Source organism: Kitasatospora sp. NPDC043949 (assembly GCF_056435365.1).
The window spans coordinates 204,135-219,880 of the sequence record NZ_JBWKEQ010000007.1; the positions used below are offsets into that span (position 1 = coordinate 204,135).

At 72.6% G+C, this 15,746-nt stretch carries 11 protein-coding genes; 7 read left to right on the forward strand and 4 right to left on the reverse strand.

Going from position 1 to position 15,746, the window contains the following annotated elements:
• The first annotated feature begins 20 nt into the window (after window positions 1–20).
• The 3 genes from AC07AL_RS08915 to AC07AL_RS08925 all read left to right on the forward strand — a co-directional run bounded on the left by AC07AL_RS08915 (window position 21) and on the right by AC07AL_RS08925 (window position 2,547).
• Window positions 21–839, forward strand: coding sequence for an LLM class flavin-dependent oxidoreductase (locus AC07AL_RS08915; RefSeq protein WP_363631840.1), 819 nt, complete (start codon window positions 21–23; stop codon window positions 837–839).
• A gap of 122 nt (window positions 840–961) precedes the next feature.
• Entirely contained in the window at window positions 962–1,387 is a 426-nt protein-coding gene (locus AC07AL_RS08920) for a VOC family protein (protein ID WP_478317252.1), read from the forward strand.
• Window positions 1,388–1,614: 227 nt separating this feature from the next.
• Complete coding sequence (locus AC07AL_RS08925) at window positions 1,615–2,547, forward strand: glycoside hydrolase family 18 protein (RefSeq protein WP_478317253.1); 933 nt, start codon at window positions 1,615–1,617, stop codon at window positions 2,545–2,547.
• 41 nt (window positions 2,548–2,588) lie between these two features.
• On the opposite strand, the gene AC07AL_RS08930 is transcribed toward AC07AL_RS08925, so the two are convergent.
• Window positions 2,589–3,185 carry a TetR/AcrR family transcriptional regulator gene (locus tag AC07AL_RS08930; RefSeq protein WP_363586191.1) on the reverse strand — a complete coding sequence of 199 codons (597 nt, stop codon included), beginning with the start codon at window positions 3,183–3,185 and terminating at the stop codon, window positions 2,589–2,591.
• A gap of 63 nt (window positions 3,186–3,248) precedes the next feature.
• Between AC07AL_RS08930 and AC07AL_RS08935 the strand changes: the two genes are divergently transcribed.
• Window positions 3,249–3,737 carry an SRPBCC family protein gene (locus tag AC07AL_RS08935; RefSeq protein ID WP_478317254.1) on the forward strand — a complete coding sequence of 163 codons (489 nt, stop codon included), beginning with the start codon at window positions 3,249–3,251 and terminating at the stop codon, window positions 3,735–3,737.
• A 111-nt stretch (window positions 3,738–3,848) separates the two neighbouring features.
• Here AC07AL_RS08935 and AC07AL_RS08940 read toward each other — a convergent pair whose 3' ends face one another.
• The gene (locus AC07AL_RS08940) at window positions 3,849–5,348 is read right to left on the reverse strand and encodes an alpha/beta hydrolase family protein (RefSeq protein WP_478317257.1); all 1,500 of its coding nucleotides are present in this window, start codon (window positions 5,346–5,348) and stop codon (window positions 3,849–3,851) included.
• Window positions 5,349–5,864: 516 nt separating this feature from the next.
• On the opposite strand from AC07AL_RS08940, the gene AC07AL_RS08945 reads away from it, so the two are divergent.
• The 3 genes from AC07AL_RS08945 (at window position 5,865) to AC07AL_RS08955 (ending at window position 8,766) form a co-directional block, all read left to right on the forward strand.
• Window positions 5,865–6,986 (forward strand): sensor histidine kinase, encoded by a 1,122-nt coding sequence (locus tag AC07AL_RS08945; protein WP_478317255.1) that lies wholly within the window; start codon window positions 5,865–5,867, stop codon window positions 6,984–6,986.
• Window positions 6,983–7,645 carry a response regulator transcription factor gene (locus AC07AL_RS08950; RefSeq protein WP_363586194.1) on the forward strand — a complete coding sequence of 221 codons (663 nt, stop codon included), beginning with the start codon at window positions 6,983–6,985 and terminating at the stop codon, window positions 7,643–7,645. The genes AC07AL_RS08945 and AC07AL_RS08950 overlap by 4 nt, the downstream gene beginning before the upstream one ends.
• A 203-nt stretch (window positions 7,646–7,848) precedes the next feature.
• Window positions 7,849–8,766, forward strand: a complete 918-nt coding sequence (locus AC07AL_RS08955; RefSeq protein ID WP_400808193.1) for a phosphatase PAP2 family protein — start codon at window positions 7,849–7,851, stop codon at window positions 8,764–8,766.
• A gap of 196 nt (window positions 8,767–8,962) precedes the next feature.
• On the opposite strand, the gene AC07AL_RS08960 is transcribed toward AC07AL_RS08955, so the two are convergent.
• Together AC07AL_RS08960 and AC07AL_RS08965 are read right to left on the reverse strand one after the other, a co-directional pair.
• Window positions 8,963–9,220 (reverse strand): hypothetical protein, encoded by a 258-nt coding sequence (locus AC07AL_RS08960; RefSeq protein WP_363586197.1) that lies wholly within the window; start codon window positions 9,218–9,220, stop codon window positions 8,963–8,965.
• Entirely contained in the window at window positions 9,217–15,435 is a 6,219-nt protein-coding gene (locus AC07AL_RS08965) for a DNRLRE domain-containing protein (RefSeq protein ID WP_478317256.1), read from the reverse strand. Before AC07AL_RS08965 ends, AC07AL_RS08960 begins: the two co-directional genes overlap by 4 nt.
• Window positions 15,436–15,746 lie beyond the last annotated feature (311 nt).

A 15,746-nucleotide genomic window follows, 5' to 3' on the forward strand; every position in this document is an offset into this window, starting at 1 on the left:
GTACCTCGTTGCGTCATGACGTGACGCGGGACCACTTGTGGAAATTGCTCGACGCGGTGGAGCAGCACGGATTCGATTCGTTCTGGTTCTACAACAACAACGGGGACGACATGCCCCCGCCGCTTGAGCTGGCACGGGAAGTGGCCCACCGGACATCCGCCCTGGTGTTCGGTCCGCACGTCCTGGTCGCCGCCGGCCTGGAACCGTCCGCCGTGGTCCGCGAACTGACCGATCTGTACCGGCGGTCCAACGGCCGGTTCGTCGCCCAGCTCGGCATCGGCGGCCCCCGCGAGGCCCTCATCCGGGACCCCGCCGAAGCGGCCGCCGCCCTGGAGGACATCCTGCGCCGCCTGCGCCGCCTCGTCGGGGAGTCCGCCGGGGAATCCAGCGGCAGCGGCCCGACCGGGGTGCCGCCCGTGTGGCTGGGCGGAGGCAGGGAGGGGACCGTACGGCGCGTCGCCGCCCTCGCGGACGGCTGGGTCCCCGCGTTCATCACCCCTGCCGAGTACCGTCGGCGCCTGAAGGTCCTCGACGAGGAGCGGCAGCACCTCGGCCGCACCGAGCACATCACCCGCGCGGTGCAGCTCGTCTACGTGCCGCCCGCCATCGACACCCCCGAACTCCGGCGCGAGCTGGACGCCGAGGTCTCGGCCCACAAGCAGGGCTGCACCAGCCGCGATGTCTATGCCGTCGGCGGCGACCGGGCGTTGCGCGAGCGCCTGGCCGAGTTCGCGGACGTCGGCGTCGAACACGTCATCCTGGTCCCCGCCCGCGCGGTCCCCGACTGGGAGGACGAGATTGCCCGGCTCCACCACACCGTCACCACGTCGTTCGGCTAGCACTCCCGCGGCTGCGTGGCTCCCGGTTCTCCTGGAGGACCCGCGCCCCTGCCGTTTCGGGAGCGCCAACGTGCGGCTCCTGGGCCGGAGATGAGCGACAGCACCCCTGTTATGGTGCGCTTATGTCATTGATCAAGAAGTTCCAAGTCACCTTCGACTGCGCGGAACCCCAGCGCGTCGCCCGCTTCTGGTGCGAGGTGCTGGGGTACGAATCGCCGCCGCCGAAGGGGTTCGCCACCTGGGACGAGTACGACCGCTCCCAGCCTGCTGAGGACCGGGGTTCGTGGTCCGCCTGCAGCGACCCCTCAGGCGAGGGCCCGCGACTGTTCTTCCAGCGCGTTCCCGAAGGCAAGGTCGTCAAGAACCGGGTGCACCTCGACGTGCGGGTCGGCACCGGGCTCGTGGGCGAAGAGCGCCTCGCCACGCTCGAAGCCGAGTGCACCCGGCTGGTCGCGCTCGGCGCGGTACGCGTGCAACTGCTCTACGACGGCCACGATTCGTGCATCGTGATGCAGGACGTCGAGGGCAACGAGTTCTGCGTCGACTGAGCCTCCCCCGAGCCGGCGAGGCGGGGAGCTCGTCGGGCCGAGCGCGACACCGACCTCGCCGGCCTCGACCCGGCGGGCCGGGCCGATGGGCGGCGGCGGTGGTACGGGGCTGGCGGAGTGGAATTCCAGGACGCGTGGTGGGAATGCGCGCGACCCTCCAGGCGGGGCGGCACGCTTCCTGGTGACCCACAGCAGGTCTGTGGCCGACCACCAGGAGGAACCCGTCCATGAGCAGTCACGGACACCCGGATGGGGTGCGAGGCACCTCTCCCGCGGCGAAGACGTCGGCGACCCGCCACGTCGTCGCGTTCTACCAGACCGGCACGACCACAGGTGACCCGGACAGCCACTACGTCTCCCCGGTGCCCCTGATCGGTCACGCGGACGTGGTGGAGGTGGCCGCGTTCCACCTCAACAACCCCACCCAGTACCCGATCCTCACCCTGAACGACGACCCGCCCTCCGCGCTCAAGTACGTTCAGATGTGGCGTGACATCGCCTCGGTGCAGGCGAAGGGCGTCAAGGTCACCGCACTCCTCGGCGGCGCCGCGCAGGGGACGTACGGGCTGCTCGACAAGGACTTCGGCATGTACTACCCGCCCGTCCGCGACGCCCTCAGGACGTACCGGCTGGACGGCATCGACCTCGACGTCGAGGAAGCGTTCCACGAGGCGACCGCCGAGAGGCTCATCCGCCAGCTGCGCTCCGACTTCGGGCCGGACTTCCTGATCACTCTCGCCCCAGGGCCCGGAGAGCTCACCCTGCCCGAGGGCGGCAACCTCCCCTTCCTCGACTACCGCACGCTCGAAAAGCAGGTCGGCCCCCTGATCCGCTGGTACAACACCCAGTTCTACTGCGGCAACGGCAGCCTCGCCGACACCGCCGACTACGACGCGGTCATCCAGAACCAGTTCCCCGCGTCCAAGGTCGTCGCCGCCGGCATCACCAACGACAACCTGGACTGCGGGGGCTACGTCGACATGCCGGTCCTCCAGCGGACCCTGCGCGCTCTCGCCGACAAGTACCCGGACTTCGCCGGTGCCGCGGGCTGGGAGTACGCACTCTCCCGCAACGTCGACGGCCCCGACTGCCCCACCGGCCCCGCCAGCTGGTACTGCGCCGTCCGTCAGGCGCTCGTCGCCCCGGCGGCCAGGGCCTGACGGTGTAGCTCCGCGGAGGACTCCGGCTTCGGGGAGTCCGATCACGGAGCCCCCGCGCCGGCCAGCAGAGCCGTCGTGCATTCCTCGGTGAGGTCTTCTGCGTGCGGTGGCAGTGGCTGCCCGGCGCGCAGATGGCGGCGGACCACCGACAGCGGCAGGTCGATCAGGGCCAGGGTGATGCGCTCGTGGTCCCGGGGGCCCGCCGCGCCGAGGGCTTCGGCGAGGGAGGCGATGGAGTCGAGCACGCGCCGGCTGCCGAGGTCCGCGCGCTCCTTGTGGTCCTCGGACCAGTCGGCGCGGCCGAACTCCTCGGCGCCGTAGAGGAGGAGCGAGGCTTCCTGCGGGTGGGCGCGGCTCCAGGAGATGACGTGCCGGGCGGCCGCGCGGGCGGCCGGGTGGGGGTCGGGCGCGCTGCCGAGTGCGGCGAAGTACCCCTCCTGGAAACGCTCCACGGTGCGCAGCCACATCTCGGCGAGCAGTGCCGTACGGCCGGGGAAGCGGTGGTACATGGACCCGCTCGGCGCGCCGATCGCCTGGGCGACGGCGGACATGGTCACGCCGGCCGGCCCGGCGGAGGCGGCCAGCCGGACGGCGGCGTCGAGGATCTGGTCGGTGTCGAAGCGGGGTGGTCTCGCCATGAATCAGAGGGTACCCTCCAGATTATTAGAGGATGGTCTCTAATAATCTGAAGGGGAGGACGCATGGGCGTCTACAACGTGCACGAGCGCCTGCTGGCCGCCAAGGCGAGCGAGGTGGGCGCGCTCGTCGACAACCTGTCAGGCGGCCCGGCGGACCGGCTCTGGCCGCACTCGGACTGGCCCGCGATGGAGTTCGACCGCCCACTGGCGGTCGGCGCGACCGGCGGCCACGGCCCGGTCCGCTACACGGTCACCGCCTACGTGCCCGGGGCCTGGGTCCGCTTCACCTTCAGCGGGCCGCGCGGATTCCACGGCTTCCACGAGTTCACGGTGCTGCCCGTCGACGAAGAACGCACCGTGCTGCGGCACACCCTCGCGATGAAGGCCGGCGGCCTGGCGCGCCTGACCTGGCCGGCGGCCTGGCGCCCGATGCACGACGCCTGCCTGGAGGACGGCCTGGACCGCGCCGAGCTCGCCTGCACGGGCACGGTGGCCCGCCCGGCCCGCTGGACCCCGTACGTACGCCTGCTCCGCGCGTTCGCCCACAGGTGAACAACGACGCGGGGCCGCCTACCAGCGGTTTCGGGCACGGCCGTCCGGCTGATGATCTCGTCTGATGCCGTTGTCCTCGTCCGGCAGGCGTACGTGCCCCGGAACAGTTGGTCAGCCGCTGTTGTCCGGGCGGTGGACGGTGAGGTTGCCGTAGGCCGGCAGAACGCCGGCCAGGTCGCCGGGTTTGCCTCGCAGAGTGGCGTCCAGGAAGGCGAGGGTGGCCGCGGCGACGACGCGCGGGCTCTCCGTGCGGCCCAGGGAGCCGACGATCGAGGGCACGGGCGGCAGATACAGGGGGCCGTCCATGAACGTGAGATGTGCGGCGCCGGGGATGGTGAGCCGGTAGCTCGTCGCGGTGCTGGACTTGAGCGCCTCGGTGAGGCGGGGCAGGTAGCGCGGGTCGGTTGCCGGGGTGATGGCCTGGGTGAGCGCGAGCGTCGGCTGGTCGAGGGAGGGGGAGGCGGGGCCGTGGGGGTAGCCGTCCAGATCGATGACGGCGTGGAAGCGGCGGTCCTGCCGGGCTGCCTGGAGGGCGGCGGCGCCGCCCATGGAGTGTCCGGCCACCGCGGCCCGGCCGGTGTCCAGGTGTCCGCTCAGCGGGTCGGCGGCCTCCCCCCGGTCCAGGCCGTCCAGTTGGGTGAGGACGAAGCCGAGGTCGGCGGCCCGAATCGCCGTCCAGTCGGCCGCCAGTTTCTCGTCCTGGTCCGGGTCGCCGGTGGAGGTGGTCTCGGTGGTGATCGTCCGGCCGTCGGAGAGGACGACGGCGGCGGAGTCGTACGGGTGGTCGAGGGCGGCGACCACGTAGCCGTGGCTGGCCAGTTCCTCCGCCCAGGCGGTGTTCTGGGTGCGCACTCCGCCCGACCCGGGTGAGAACAGGACGACGGGGAACCGCCCCCGCCCGCCGTCCACCGGGGCGTCGAAGACCGCATGGGTGTGGGCACGCGGAACACCGTCGACCAGGAAACCCGGCAGGCCGACCTGGCGGGCGAGGGCGTCGGAGACGGTGCGCGCCTCGTGCTCCGTACGTCCGAGGTACTGGGCCCGCTGCGCGCCGGTGGGGCTCTTCTGCGCGGGGTACCAGAGCTGGACCACGACCGTGCGCCGGTCGTCCGGATCGGCGGTGAAGGTCTCGGGGCGGTGCGGGTCGGTCCACTGGACCACGCGGGTGCCGACCGCGAAGTCGCCCGACGGTTGGGGGAACTCGGGTACGGGAAGGGCCCAGGCGGCCACCGGGCCCGTGGCGATCAGGCCGACGCAGGCCACCGATCCCGGCAACGCCAGCCACCATCGGGCCCGCCACGCCGGCCGGCCGGGACGGCGTCGAAGCGGTCGCAGCAGGGGGGAGAGGGCGAACGGCGACGCGAAGGCGGCGCCTGCCAGTACCGGCAGCATCTGCCAGTGGATCCCCGCCACGCTCAGCAGGATCGCGGACAGCACGAGAACCGCCCCCGCCGCGATCGTGACGCGTGGGCGGGCGGAGGGGGGAAGCCAGCGCGCCACCACCAGTGCGACGGCGCCCAGCAGGACAAGGATTTCCAGGGGGGACATGTACAGCCCCGTGATGATCTCGGTCACCAGGCCATGTTCGGCGCCGGGCACGCGCTGCCACATCGATCCCGGGTCGCCGTCGGGTGCCACCGGGGTCGCAATCCGCGGCAGGTCCCGGTGCGACCGGAGTGGCAATCGGGCACGCCGGATCGGCGGCCGCCCTACGACCACGGGAGGTAGCGGGACTCCTCCTGCGGTCGTACCCGGGCACGGCGCCATCAGACGGTGGACTCATGTGCTCCATGGGGCCCGCCGCCTACCGTGACAGGGCCGCGGTACGTGCCGGGCAGCGCGAGGCGTACGTTCCCGTACTCCACTCGGATCCGGCTGCACGCGGTGGCAGCCCCGGCCGGGGCCACCATGACGCTGAATCGACAGGGACGTGCGATGACCGAGGCGGCCGCGGAACCCGGCAATGCCCACCGGGGCCGGGGCCGGGGCCGGGGCAGGGTGTGGGTGCTGACGCGGGTGCGGTGGGCGGGGACGACCTCACGGCTGACGAGGTACGCCGACCTGGCCTCCGCACGAGCGGCGCGACTGGTGACAGCCGCCGGGCGCCGGTCCTCCCGGCTGCCGCCCATGGCGTGGGACTCGCTGCTGCCGACGCTTCTCCTGCTCAACATCATCACCACCCGGGCACCGCACGAGCTGCCGGTGGCCGTCGCCCTCACCGCCGCCCTCGCACTGCCCCTGGTGTGGCGGCGCAGGGCCCCGCTCGCGGTGTTCGGCGTCGTGGCAGCCGCGGCCTTCGTCCAGTGGCTGACGGACGTCCAACTTCCGGCGGACGTCTGCCTGTTGGTGGCCCTCTACACGGCAGCCGCGAACTCGGGCCGGCGCGGCACGCTCGTCACCGGTGCCGTCGTGGAGGCGGGGGCCCTGCTGGCCTGCCTGCGCTGGGCGACGGAAGGCGCGTTCCTGACCCCCTTCGTCGCGGTCACCGCGATGGTCGTCGCCGCCGCCGTCCTGGGTGTGAACGTGCGGACCACGCGCGCCTACCTCGCGGCCCTGGAGGAACGGGCCGCACGCCTGGAGCAGCAACAGGAACAGCAGGCGCGACTGGCCGTCGCCGAGGAGAGGACACGTATCACCCGGGAGATGCACGACATCGTCACCCACAACCTGTCCGTCATGGTCGCGCTCACCGACGCCGCCGTCTACGCGCAGCACCGGTCGCCCGACAAGGCGACCACCGCGATGCTCCAGATCTCCGAGACGGGCCGGCAGGCCCTGACCGACATGCGGCGCTCGTTGGGCATCCTGCGGACCGACGAACCGGACGCGGAACGCCACCCGTTGCCCGGCATCGCCCAACTGGAGGCCCTCGCCGACCAGATGTGCGCCGCCGGGCTGCCGACCCGCATCGAGGTCCAGGGCGGCCACACCCACATACCCGCCACCGCACAACTGACCGTCTACCGCCTGGTACAGGAAGCCTTGACCAACACCCTCAAGCACACACCCACCGGCACACGCGCGAAGGTCCGGCTACGGTGCTCGACCGGGACCGTCACCGTGGACGTCACCGACAGCGGCCCCCGCCCGCCGCTTCCCGGCGCCACACCGTCCGGCCACGGCATCCCCGGCATGCGCGAGCGCGCGGCCGCCTACGGGGGGACGTTGCGGGCCGGACCGCTTCCGGGTGGCGGCTGGGGAGTCCACACCCGTCTCCTCCTCGACAGCGGCGGAGCGGCGTCCGCATGACGATCCGCATCCTGATCGCCGACGACGAAGCACTGCTCCGGATGGCCTTCAGCACGGTCCTGGAGGGCCAGCCCGACATGACACCGGTCGGCGAAGCCGCGGACGGCGCCCAGGCCATCCGCCTCGCCCGGGAACTGCGCCCCGATGTCGTCCTCATGGACGTCCGGATGCCCGGGATCGACGGGATCGAGGCGACCCGGCAGGTCATCCGGGCCTCCCCGCACAGCAGAGTGCTGATCCTCACCACCTTCGACCTGGATGAATACGCCTTCGCCGGACTCAGCGCCGGAGCCTCGGGCTTCCTGCTGAAGAACACCAGGCCCGAGGAACTGCTCACCGCGATACGCAGCGTCGCCGCGGGCGACGCGGTGGTGTCCCCGCGGATCACCCGCCTCCTGCTGGAGCACCTGCGCCCGCACATCCCCGACGGCGGCAGCGCCGGCCCCGACCATCGGCTGAGCCGGCTCAGCGCCCGTGAACGCGAGGTGCTCGTCCAGGTGGGCTGCGGCCTGTCCAACACCGAGATCGCGGCCGCCCTGTTCCTCGCGGAGGCGACCGTGAAATCCCATCTGGGGCGAATCCTGCACAAGCTCGAACTCCGCGACCGGATACAAGCCGTGGTCTTCGCCTACGAGAGCCGCCTCATCCACCCGGCATGACGCCGCAGGAGCCGACGGCGATGTCCTCAGTCCGGGTCCGGGTCCGGGTCCGGGTTCGGTGTCGGGTCCGGGTCCAGGTCCGGATCCGGTGTCGGGTCCGGGTCGGGACGGGAACCGTGACGTCGTCGTCGGCGTCCCCGTTCAAACCAAGTCGTCTACGACCAGGGCTCGCGGTTCCCAGAGCTGCGAGCAGAAAGACAGTGATGACTCAGCAAGATCACCCGGCCCTGTCCGCACCCGGGCCGGACGCTCCCGGCCGGGCCCCGGGAACCCCGGCCGGAGGGGGCCCTTCGCGGTCGATACGGCCGTGGCTGCCGGCTCTGCTGTGCGCTCTGGGGTTCGTGGCGGTCTACCTGCTCGCCGTCTGGACCCCGTTCGGGCAGCGGGGGGAGAACTCCCTGATGAACGGGAACGGCGGCGAACCGGCGTGGATCTACGACTGGTCGGGGTCGGTCTACGACTCGGCGGCCATGCCGCCGCTGGAGTTCACGGCCCTTCCCACCCTGGTCGTGGGGATGGCCGTGATCGTGGTCGTCGCGCTGGTGCGGCGGTGCTGGTGGCAGGGCTGCGCGGCGATCGGGGTCGTCCTGGGCACGTTCGGGGGCACCGAGGTGTGCAGCAAGATGCTCCTGCCCCGCCCCGACCTGGTGAACGCGCCCGACATGCTCACCGAGGTGAGCTTCCCCAGCGGGCACGCGGCCGTCCCCATCGGGCTGGTCCTCGGCGCCGCCCTCGTCGCCTCCCCGCGCCTGCGCCCCTACGTCACCGCGGTCGGCATGCTGTGGCTCACCGTCACCGCCGGCGCCGTGCAGGCGCTCTACCACCACCGGCCCAGCGACGTGCTGGGGGCCGCGCTGCTGGGCTGCGCCTGTTACGGTCTCGCGCTCTGGCTGCTGCCGTCCTCCGCCGCACCGGGCGTCGCGCGCAGCCCTCGTGCGCTGGCGGCCGTCGCCCTCGTCCTGTCGGCGGTCGCCGCGCTCGCCGCCGGCGCGCGGGACGACTCCGTCACGGGACCGCTGGTCTTCGCGGCGGCGGCCTTCCTGTGCGCGGTCCTGGTCTGGTTCACCGTGGTGGAGGTGCCTGCCCGCGCCGCGCGTCGTACGCGGCCCGCGGTGGGCTGACCGCCCGGCGCGCCGTTCGGCGTCGGGCGGCCGAAAGGCCGAGGCCGTTGGCCTCGGCCTTCGCCATCGGCCGCCCCGTCTGCCTCGTGACCATCGGTGTGCCCCGCTGGCACGGAACGAGCACGGAACGAGCACGGAACAGGCCGACCCGCCGGTGGCGCCGGCGGGTCGGCCTGTTGCGGGAGTGTGCGTCGGGCTATCGCCGGCTGGTCCGCGCCCGTCGGCGGCGGGCCACGAGGGTGGCCGCGGCACGCAGGGCCAGGCCGATCACCGGTGCGAGGAGCAGGGTGCACCAGGTGCGGGTGGTGGCGTCGGCGGTGAGGCGGTCGGCGAGCAGGTAGGCGGCGAGGAAGGACGGCGCGAGCCAGGCCCCGTTGGTCGCGGCGAGGCGCAGCGGGCTCACCCGGCGCGCTGCCGGTTCCTCCGCCGACTCCGCCGACTCCGTGGATGTCACACGAACCTCCTGACCACGCCGATCACCTTGTCGACGATCCGCTGGGAGACGCCGCGGTCGAAGACGAAACCCGCGAGGCAGCCGGCGACGGCCCAGACGATGCGCTGCTTCCAGCCGCCGCTCCCGAACAGTACACCGGCGCAGGCGCCGCCGGCGCAGTTGCCGATGTGGAGCGCCCAGGGTGCCAGGAAGGGGATCCAGGCGGCCACGGCCGCGGTGACGGACAGTTGGACGGCACGGGCGACGGCGGCCTTGAGCGCGGCCTTCAGCCAGCCGGGCATCCGGCCGTTGAGGTCGGTGCAGTTGACCGGGTCGGCGTTGCAGTAGTCGTAGGCGTTGGCGCTCGCTCCCTGGACCGGGTCGGGGGAGAGGAAGCGGCCGGCGGCCGGGTTGTAGAGGCGCGCTCCCATGAGGGTGAGGGCGCTCGGGGTCTCGTCGGAGCGCTGCTTGTCGCCGAGCCAGGCGTAGCGGGTGCCGGGCTGGCCGGTGCGCGGCTGGCCGTACTCGTCGTAGTCGAGGACGGTGGGCGCGACGGCGGTGTCCAGCGGCAGCCGCAGGGTGATGTCGCCGTGCAGGTTGGCGAGTTGCAGGACGGTGCCGCCGGTCTTCGCGGTGGCGGCGGCGAGGGTGCCGGCGGGGCCGGTGACGTTGCGGGTCAGGGTGCCCGCGGAGTCCTCGGTGATCCAGCGGGGGCTGTCGGTGTCGGAGCCGTAGTGGTTGGTCCGCAGACCGGTCTGGGCCCAGGCGCCGGCGGTGTTGGTCTCGGTGGTCCAGGCGCGGAAGCGCTGGGCCGAGTCGAGGGTCCAGCTCTGCCGGTTGGTGCCGCTGGTCTGCTGCTGCACCAGGTCGGTGTTGTAGTACGCGACGGTGCTGCCGGGCAGTGCGGTGGTGCGGCCGAACGCGTCGTAGGTGTAGCCGGGGTTCACCAGGCGGTCGGCGGTGTCGTAGGTGCTGGTCTGGCCGGTGCCCCCGGTGGTGGTGCAGGTCTGGCCGCGGGCGGCGTCGGCGGTGGCCAGCGCGGTGCGGTTGGTGTTGCGGTCGAAGGTGTAGGTGCGGGTGGTGCAGACGGCGTCGGTCGAGGTGTCCTGGACCTGGAGGAGCCGGCCGGCCCGGTCGTAGGCGTAGGTCTGGGCCGCGGTGACGCCGGGGGTGCCGGTGTGGGTGGCCCGCTGGCCGTGGATGGTCTCGGTGATGCCGTCGGAGACCAGCACGAGGCCGTCGCTGTCGCGGGTGTAGGTGCGGCCGGTGGTGGTGCCGGCCGGGTCCTTGTCGTCGGTCCGGGTGTAGCCGCCGGGCAGGCCCTGGGTGAGCGGCGTGCCGTCGGCGTCGTAGCGGGCGGTGAGGGTGCCGGCGACGGAGTCCGTCACCGAGGTCGCCAGGCCGCGCGGGTCGACGGCGGTGTCGTAGGTGTAGGTGGTGGTGGAGGGGGAGGTGTCGGTGACCTTGGTGGGGCGGTTGAGGGCGTCGTACTCCGTGGTGGTGACGGCGCCGTCGGCGTCGGTGTAGGAGATCAGGCGACCGAGTTCGTCGTAGCCCTTGGTGATGGTGCCGCCGGTGGCGGAGGTCTGGCGGGTGACGGCGCCGGTGCCCGGGTGGTACGTGGTGGTGGCGGCGGGGGCCGGGGTACCGAGGCCGTCGGTGACGGTGACGGTGGTGGGGCGCCCCGCCGTGTCGGTGTCGGTCACGGTGGTGCGGGTGACGCCGTTGGCCGTCTCGGTGGTGCGGGTGACCTGGCCGAACTGCCCGTACTGGGTTGTCCTGGTGGGCAGTTGTGCCGGGTTGGCGCCGCCGCCGGTGATGGCCGCGGCGGGCCCGGTCTGGCAGACGAGGTCGGCCCACTCGGGGCGGTTGCCACAGGTGCCGGTGCCGCCGGCGGTGTAGTAGGTGGTCCAGCCGGCCGCCGCGTCGGAGCCGGTGGAGGCCGGCTGCTGGGTCGAGACGACCCGGCCCTGGCCGTCGTAGCCGGTGGTGGTGGTCAGGGCGAGGCCGCCGCTGTCCTTGATCTGCGCGGTGGGCACGCCGAGCGCCCAGTTGTACGTGGTCCGGTCCTGGCGGGCGTCGACCAGCAGGTCGGGCCAGGCGCGGAGCCGGGCGCCGGTGGTGGTGAGGGTGATCTGGTTCTTGATCTTGGCGGTGCCGTCGGTCGGCCGGCCCTCGTCGTAGGTCTTCACGGTGTGCTGGCGGGCGGGCAGTTGGGTGCCGGCCTTCGCCAGGACCGTCGCACCGGAGGTGGCGTCGGCGGCGAGGGTGATGCGGTGGAGCGGGTCGTAGACGTCGGTCTCCTGCTGGCCGTCCGCGCTGTAGGCGCTGCTGCTCGACAGGAGCCGGGCGCGCTCGGCGGAGGGCAGGGTGTCGATGCCGAGGTCGGCCAGTTCGGCCTTGGCCGCGGGGGTGGCCCCGAGGGCGAGCTCGCGGTTGCCCGCGGTCAGGCTGCGGACCTGGTGGCCCTGGTTGTCGTACTCGGTGGTGGTGACGTGGTGGCCCGGGGTGGCCTGGTTGACCTGGCGGCCGGAGGCGTTCAGGTAGGTGACGCTCGCCCTGGTGTAGTCGCCGGCGCCGAGGTCGGTGCCGTTGTTGGAGGCGGGGGCCTGGTCCGGCGGGAACACCGCGGTGGCGTCGGTCGGCAGGTCGCTCTGGCCCCACGCGGAGGCGGCGGGCGCGGAGAGGTCCTCCGGTGCCTTCGCGCCGGAGAGCGGGACGCCGTAGACGACGGTGGTGGTGGCGGTGCCGTTCACGGTGCCCGCGGTGCCGGGGGCGAGGGTGTCGTGCCAGGTCTTCGTCAACATGCCCGGGCCCGCGGCCGGGTTGGCGGTGACGGTGCCGTACGCCAGCGAGGTGGCGCGGGTGCCGCTGAGCTGGACGGAGGAGAGCAGGCCGTCGTCGGCGCCCTGGGTGTAGTAGGCGTACTGGTTCTGGCTGCTCTGGCCGAGCCGCGGGTCCCAGGTCTGGCGCAGCCGCCCGGCCGAGTCGTAGCGGTAGACGGCGACGTCGGTGGCGGTGGCCGCGGCGGCCCCGGGCGCGGTGCTCCAGAGCCTGATCGCGCTGACCTGCCCGGCGACGTCACCGAACTCGGTGCCGGTGGTGACGCCGGTGGCGGTGGTCGCGGTGGCGTAGACGAACTGCAGGACGCGGCAGCCCTTGGCGGCGACGTTCGCCGCGCACACCGCCGGGGTGGCCGCGGAGGTCGGCGCGATGACGAGCTTCGGCCGGGCCAGCGTCTTGCCGCCGACCACGGTCGTCTCCGACACCACGCTGGTGGTGGTGTTGGCCAGCCCGCCCTGGAGCGTGGAGGTCACCGTCCAGGTGGCGGCGGCCGGATCGGCCTTGGCGAAGGTGGTGACGGTGCCCTCGGTGCCGGAGAGCGTGAAGTCGGCGCCGAAGGAGCCGCTCAGGGTGAGGTCCTCGCTGCCCGGTTCGGGCGCCCAGCCGTTGCCGGCCGCGTTCGAGGTGAAGGAGACGGCGGAGCCGTCGGCGGCCATCACGCTGAGCGAGGTGCCGGAGGTCCTGCGGATCTCCGTGTACTCCGAGGCGGACAGGCTCGACGACACGCTGGACACCCAGTTGGGGCCGAAGACCGCCGCCTGGCCGTCCTGGCCGGCGGCGGCCCGCGGGTCACGCGAGGAGTGCGTGCGGCCGACCGTCATGCCGAACAGCGACACGTCGGTGGCCGGGACCCTGAGGTCGCCGGTGAGCAGGTTCAGCGCACCCGGGCCGACGTTCTCCGTCGCCGCGCCGTCGGCCTTGCGGTCGACGACGACCCGCACCGGCTCGGAGGAGACGGCCGCGGCGCCGGGCCCGGTGAAGTCCGCGCGGAGCTGGACGGTGCCGTCCGGGGTCACCGTGGAGGTGGCGTTCCAGGTGAGCGCCGGGCTCTTGCCCGCGGCGAGGGGCACGGGCCAGGCCGCCAGTGCGGCACCGCCGTTGGTGATGTCGCCGGCGGGGATCCGCGTCCAGGCGTCGGCGTCGGAGCGCCGCCAGGAGAAGGCCACCTGGTCGTACCGGGCGGCGTCGGCCTCGGCGGTGAGCGGCAGGCGCGCCGCAGTGCGGGTGCCGTCGTTCGGGGAGGTGACACCGCCCGCGCCGACCTGGAAGGTGTGGGTACGGGCCTCGGACTTGTTCTCCGCCCGGTCCACCGCCCGCACCTGAAGGGTGTTGGTGCCGGCCTTGGCCGGGGTCACGGTGAAGGTCACCGGCGCGGCGGAGCCGTTCGTCGCGACCTTGGTCCAGGTCGCGCCGTCGAGCGTCCACTCCAGGGCGTTCTGGTCACCGGCCGGCGGGGTCGCGGTGAAGGAACCGGCCTGGCCGGGGCCCTTGACCCACTGGCCCGACGGGTAGTCGGAGGAGGAGAGCGCGGCGAGCGCCGAGGGGGCGGAGGTGTCGACCGTGAAGGTGGCCCACGCCGACCAGTTGTTGTTGTAGTGCAGCCCGTCGTACGGGGAGGTGCGGAACTTGTACGTCCTGCCGTTGGCCAGCACACCGGCCGGGACCTTGACGGAGGCCGGGGCCCCGCTCGGCACGTACGGGGAGACCAGGACGTTGCCCACCTGGGTGTCGGTGGCGGCGTCGAAGATCTGGAAGGTGCCGTCGACCTTGTCGTTGTTCGGGTCGACGAAGGTGTCGCGCAGCGTCGGGGTGGTGGAGTTGACCCACCAGGTGCCGGCGGCGTCCTTGTAGAACGGGGAGCCGGCCTGCTGGTCCGTCCCGGTCCGGGGGCGGTAGTTGTACGTCACCGTCAGCTTCGGGACGTTGGTCGCGGCGTTGGCGGAGTTCACCTCCTTCCAGTACTTGGTGTTGGTCTCGTCCGGGGCGCGCAGCCCCATGCCCGAGGTGGTGTTCTTCGCCGACGTCCAGGTCTGCACCAGGTTGGTGACGTCCGCGGTGATCCAGCCGTCGCCGCCGCAGGCGTCCCGGCCCTTGGTCTCGGTGCCGGTGGCCTTCTTGGCGTTCCAGGAGGGCTGCGCCGTCCAGCGCGAGGCGGTCGAGGCGAGGCCGGTGTCCCAGATGTCCCACGCGTAGGGCTGGCAGTCGCTGTTGCCGGAGTGGAAGTTGTACAGCGACAGGCTGGCGTTGGTGATCAGCGCGTCCGCGATCGGCGCGGTGTTCCAGTTGATGAACGACCGGGCCTGGCGGGAGGAGCCGTCCGCGTTCTTGGTGCCGGAGTTGCCCCAGTAGATCTCGGTGTCGGCCGACCAGTCGACCGTCTCGCCCTGCTGCACCCGGGTGTCGAAGACGTTGCCGAGGGCCGTGGTGGAGGGGTCGACCGTCACCGGGTACTGCGTCCTCGGGTCCGCGAGGAACGCGGCGTCCGGCGTGAACACCAGGTCGATGCCGTCGCCGCGCTGAACGACCTTCAGACCGACCTTCGCCTGCCGGGCGTGCTCGCCGGAGCCCTCGGCGGCGGCCGTCGCGTCCCACATCACCGGCGCCGGGAGCACGGCCCGCCGCTCGCCGGTGCGCTTGTCGGTGAACAGCACGCCGCCGTCCGGCTGGACCTCGGCCTTCAGGCCGTCGGCCTTCAGCGGCATCGTGTACGAGAACCCGGCGGCGCTCGGGCGCTGCTTGAGCACCGTGTACTGCTCGAAGCCGGTCCGGGTGGCCTCCACGACCAGGTCGGCCGCGCCGTCCGCGATCGCGTCCCGGTAGGTGGCCTTCGTACCGTCCAGGGCGGGCTTGGGCAGGCCGCCGCGCCACTGGAGCTCGACCTGCTGGTCGCCCTGTCCGAGGGTCACCAGGGTGCGGGCGTCGTCCGCGGCCGCCGCCTGCGCGTGGAGCAGCGACTTCGCCCGGGTGCCGCCGGCACCGGCGAGCCGCAGCGCGTTCGGGTGGGCCTTCGGCGCCACCGACCCGTCCGCGCCCGCCTGGAGGCCGAGGTCGACGTCCACCCACTGGCCGTCGCGCTGGAAGCGGACCGGGCCCGCGAACAGCTCGGTGGTGAGCGAACCGTCCTTGTTCACCCACGTCGTCGACGTCTCCGTACGCTCGGAGAGCGCCTCCACCCGCTGCCCGGACAGCCGGGCGGCGACCCTCGCCGACGGCACGTCGGCGGCGGACGTGGCCCACTGCCCGGCTCCCCTGCCCGCCTTCGCCGCCGCGCTCGGTGACGCGGCGAGGGCCGTCTCGGACCCGGCCAGCAGCGACACCGCCACGGCGAGGGCCAGCGACCCGCTCACCGCCCGCATGCCAACGGGCCTGCCGGGTCTGCGTCGTGTGGTCATCCGTCTGTTCATATCGACTCCTTGAGACACCGTCGCTCGACGGCGCTCTCGGAGCATAGGAGTGGGCGGCAAGATCAAAGATGGGGTCAAATGACGCCAAAGGATCATCAAATAATGATCTTGTTTCGACAAGATTCACGTGATCGTGATCATGGCGTAGGCAACCGCGCCCGCGCCCCGCGCGTTACGTCAGCGGCGCCGGCTGCGCCGACCACTTACTGACATTGGCGCTTCAGGGTGATGGCGGCGGGAGGTCGAGGGAGAGGCCGGTCCCGGCGAGGAATCCGTCGAGGATGTCGGGGCGGTACTGG

Bases quoted from the DNA above. Each gene is read 5' to 3' on its own strand.
- AC07AL_RS08920 (WP_478317252.1), top strand. From the start codon at position 962: ATGTCATTGATCAAGAAGTTCCAAGTCACCTTCGACTGCGCGGAACCC.
- AC07AL_RS08925 (WP_478317253.1), top strand. From the start codon at position 1,615: ATGAGCAGTCACGGACACCCGGATGGGGTGCGAGGCACCTCTCCCGCG.
- AC07AL_RS08930 (WP_363586191.1), bottom strand. From the start codon at position 3,185: ATGGCGAGACCACCCCGCTTCGACACCGACCAGATCCTCGACGCCGCC.
- AC07AL_RS08935 (WP_478317254.1), top strand. From the start codon at position 3,249: ATGGGCGTCTACAACGTGCACGAGCGCCTGCTGGCCGCCAAGGCGAGC.
- AC07AL_RS08940 (WP_478317257.1), bottom strand. From the start codon at position 5,348: ATGTGGCAGCGCGTGCCCGGCGCCGAACATGGCCTGGTGACCGAGATC.
- AC07AL_RS08945 (WP_478317255.1), top strand. From the start codon at position 5,865: ATGGCGTGGGACTCGCTGCTGCCGACGCTTCTCCTGCTCAACATCATC.
- AC07AL_RS08950 (WP_363586194.1), top strand. From the start codon at position 6,983: ATGACGATCCGCATCCTGATCGCCGACGACGAAGCACTGCTCCGGATG.
- AC07AL_RS08955 (WP_400808193.1), top strand. From the start codon at position 7,849: ATGACTCAGCAAGATCACCCGGCCCTGTCCGCACCCGGGCCGGACGCT.
- AC07AL_RS08965 (WP_478317256.1), bottom strand. From the start codon at position 15,435: ATGACCACACGACGCAGACCCGGCAGGCCCGTTGGCATGCGGGCGGTG.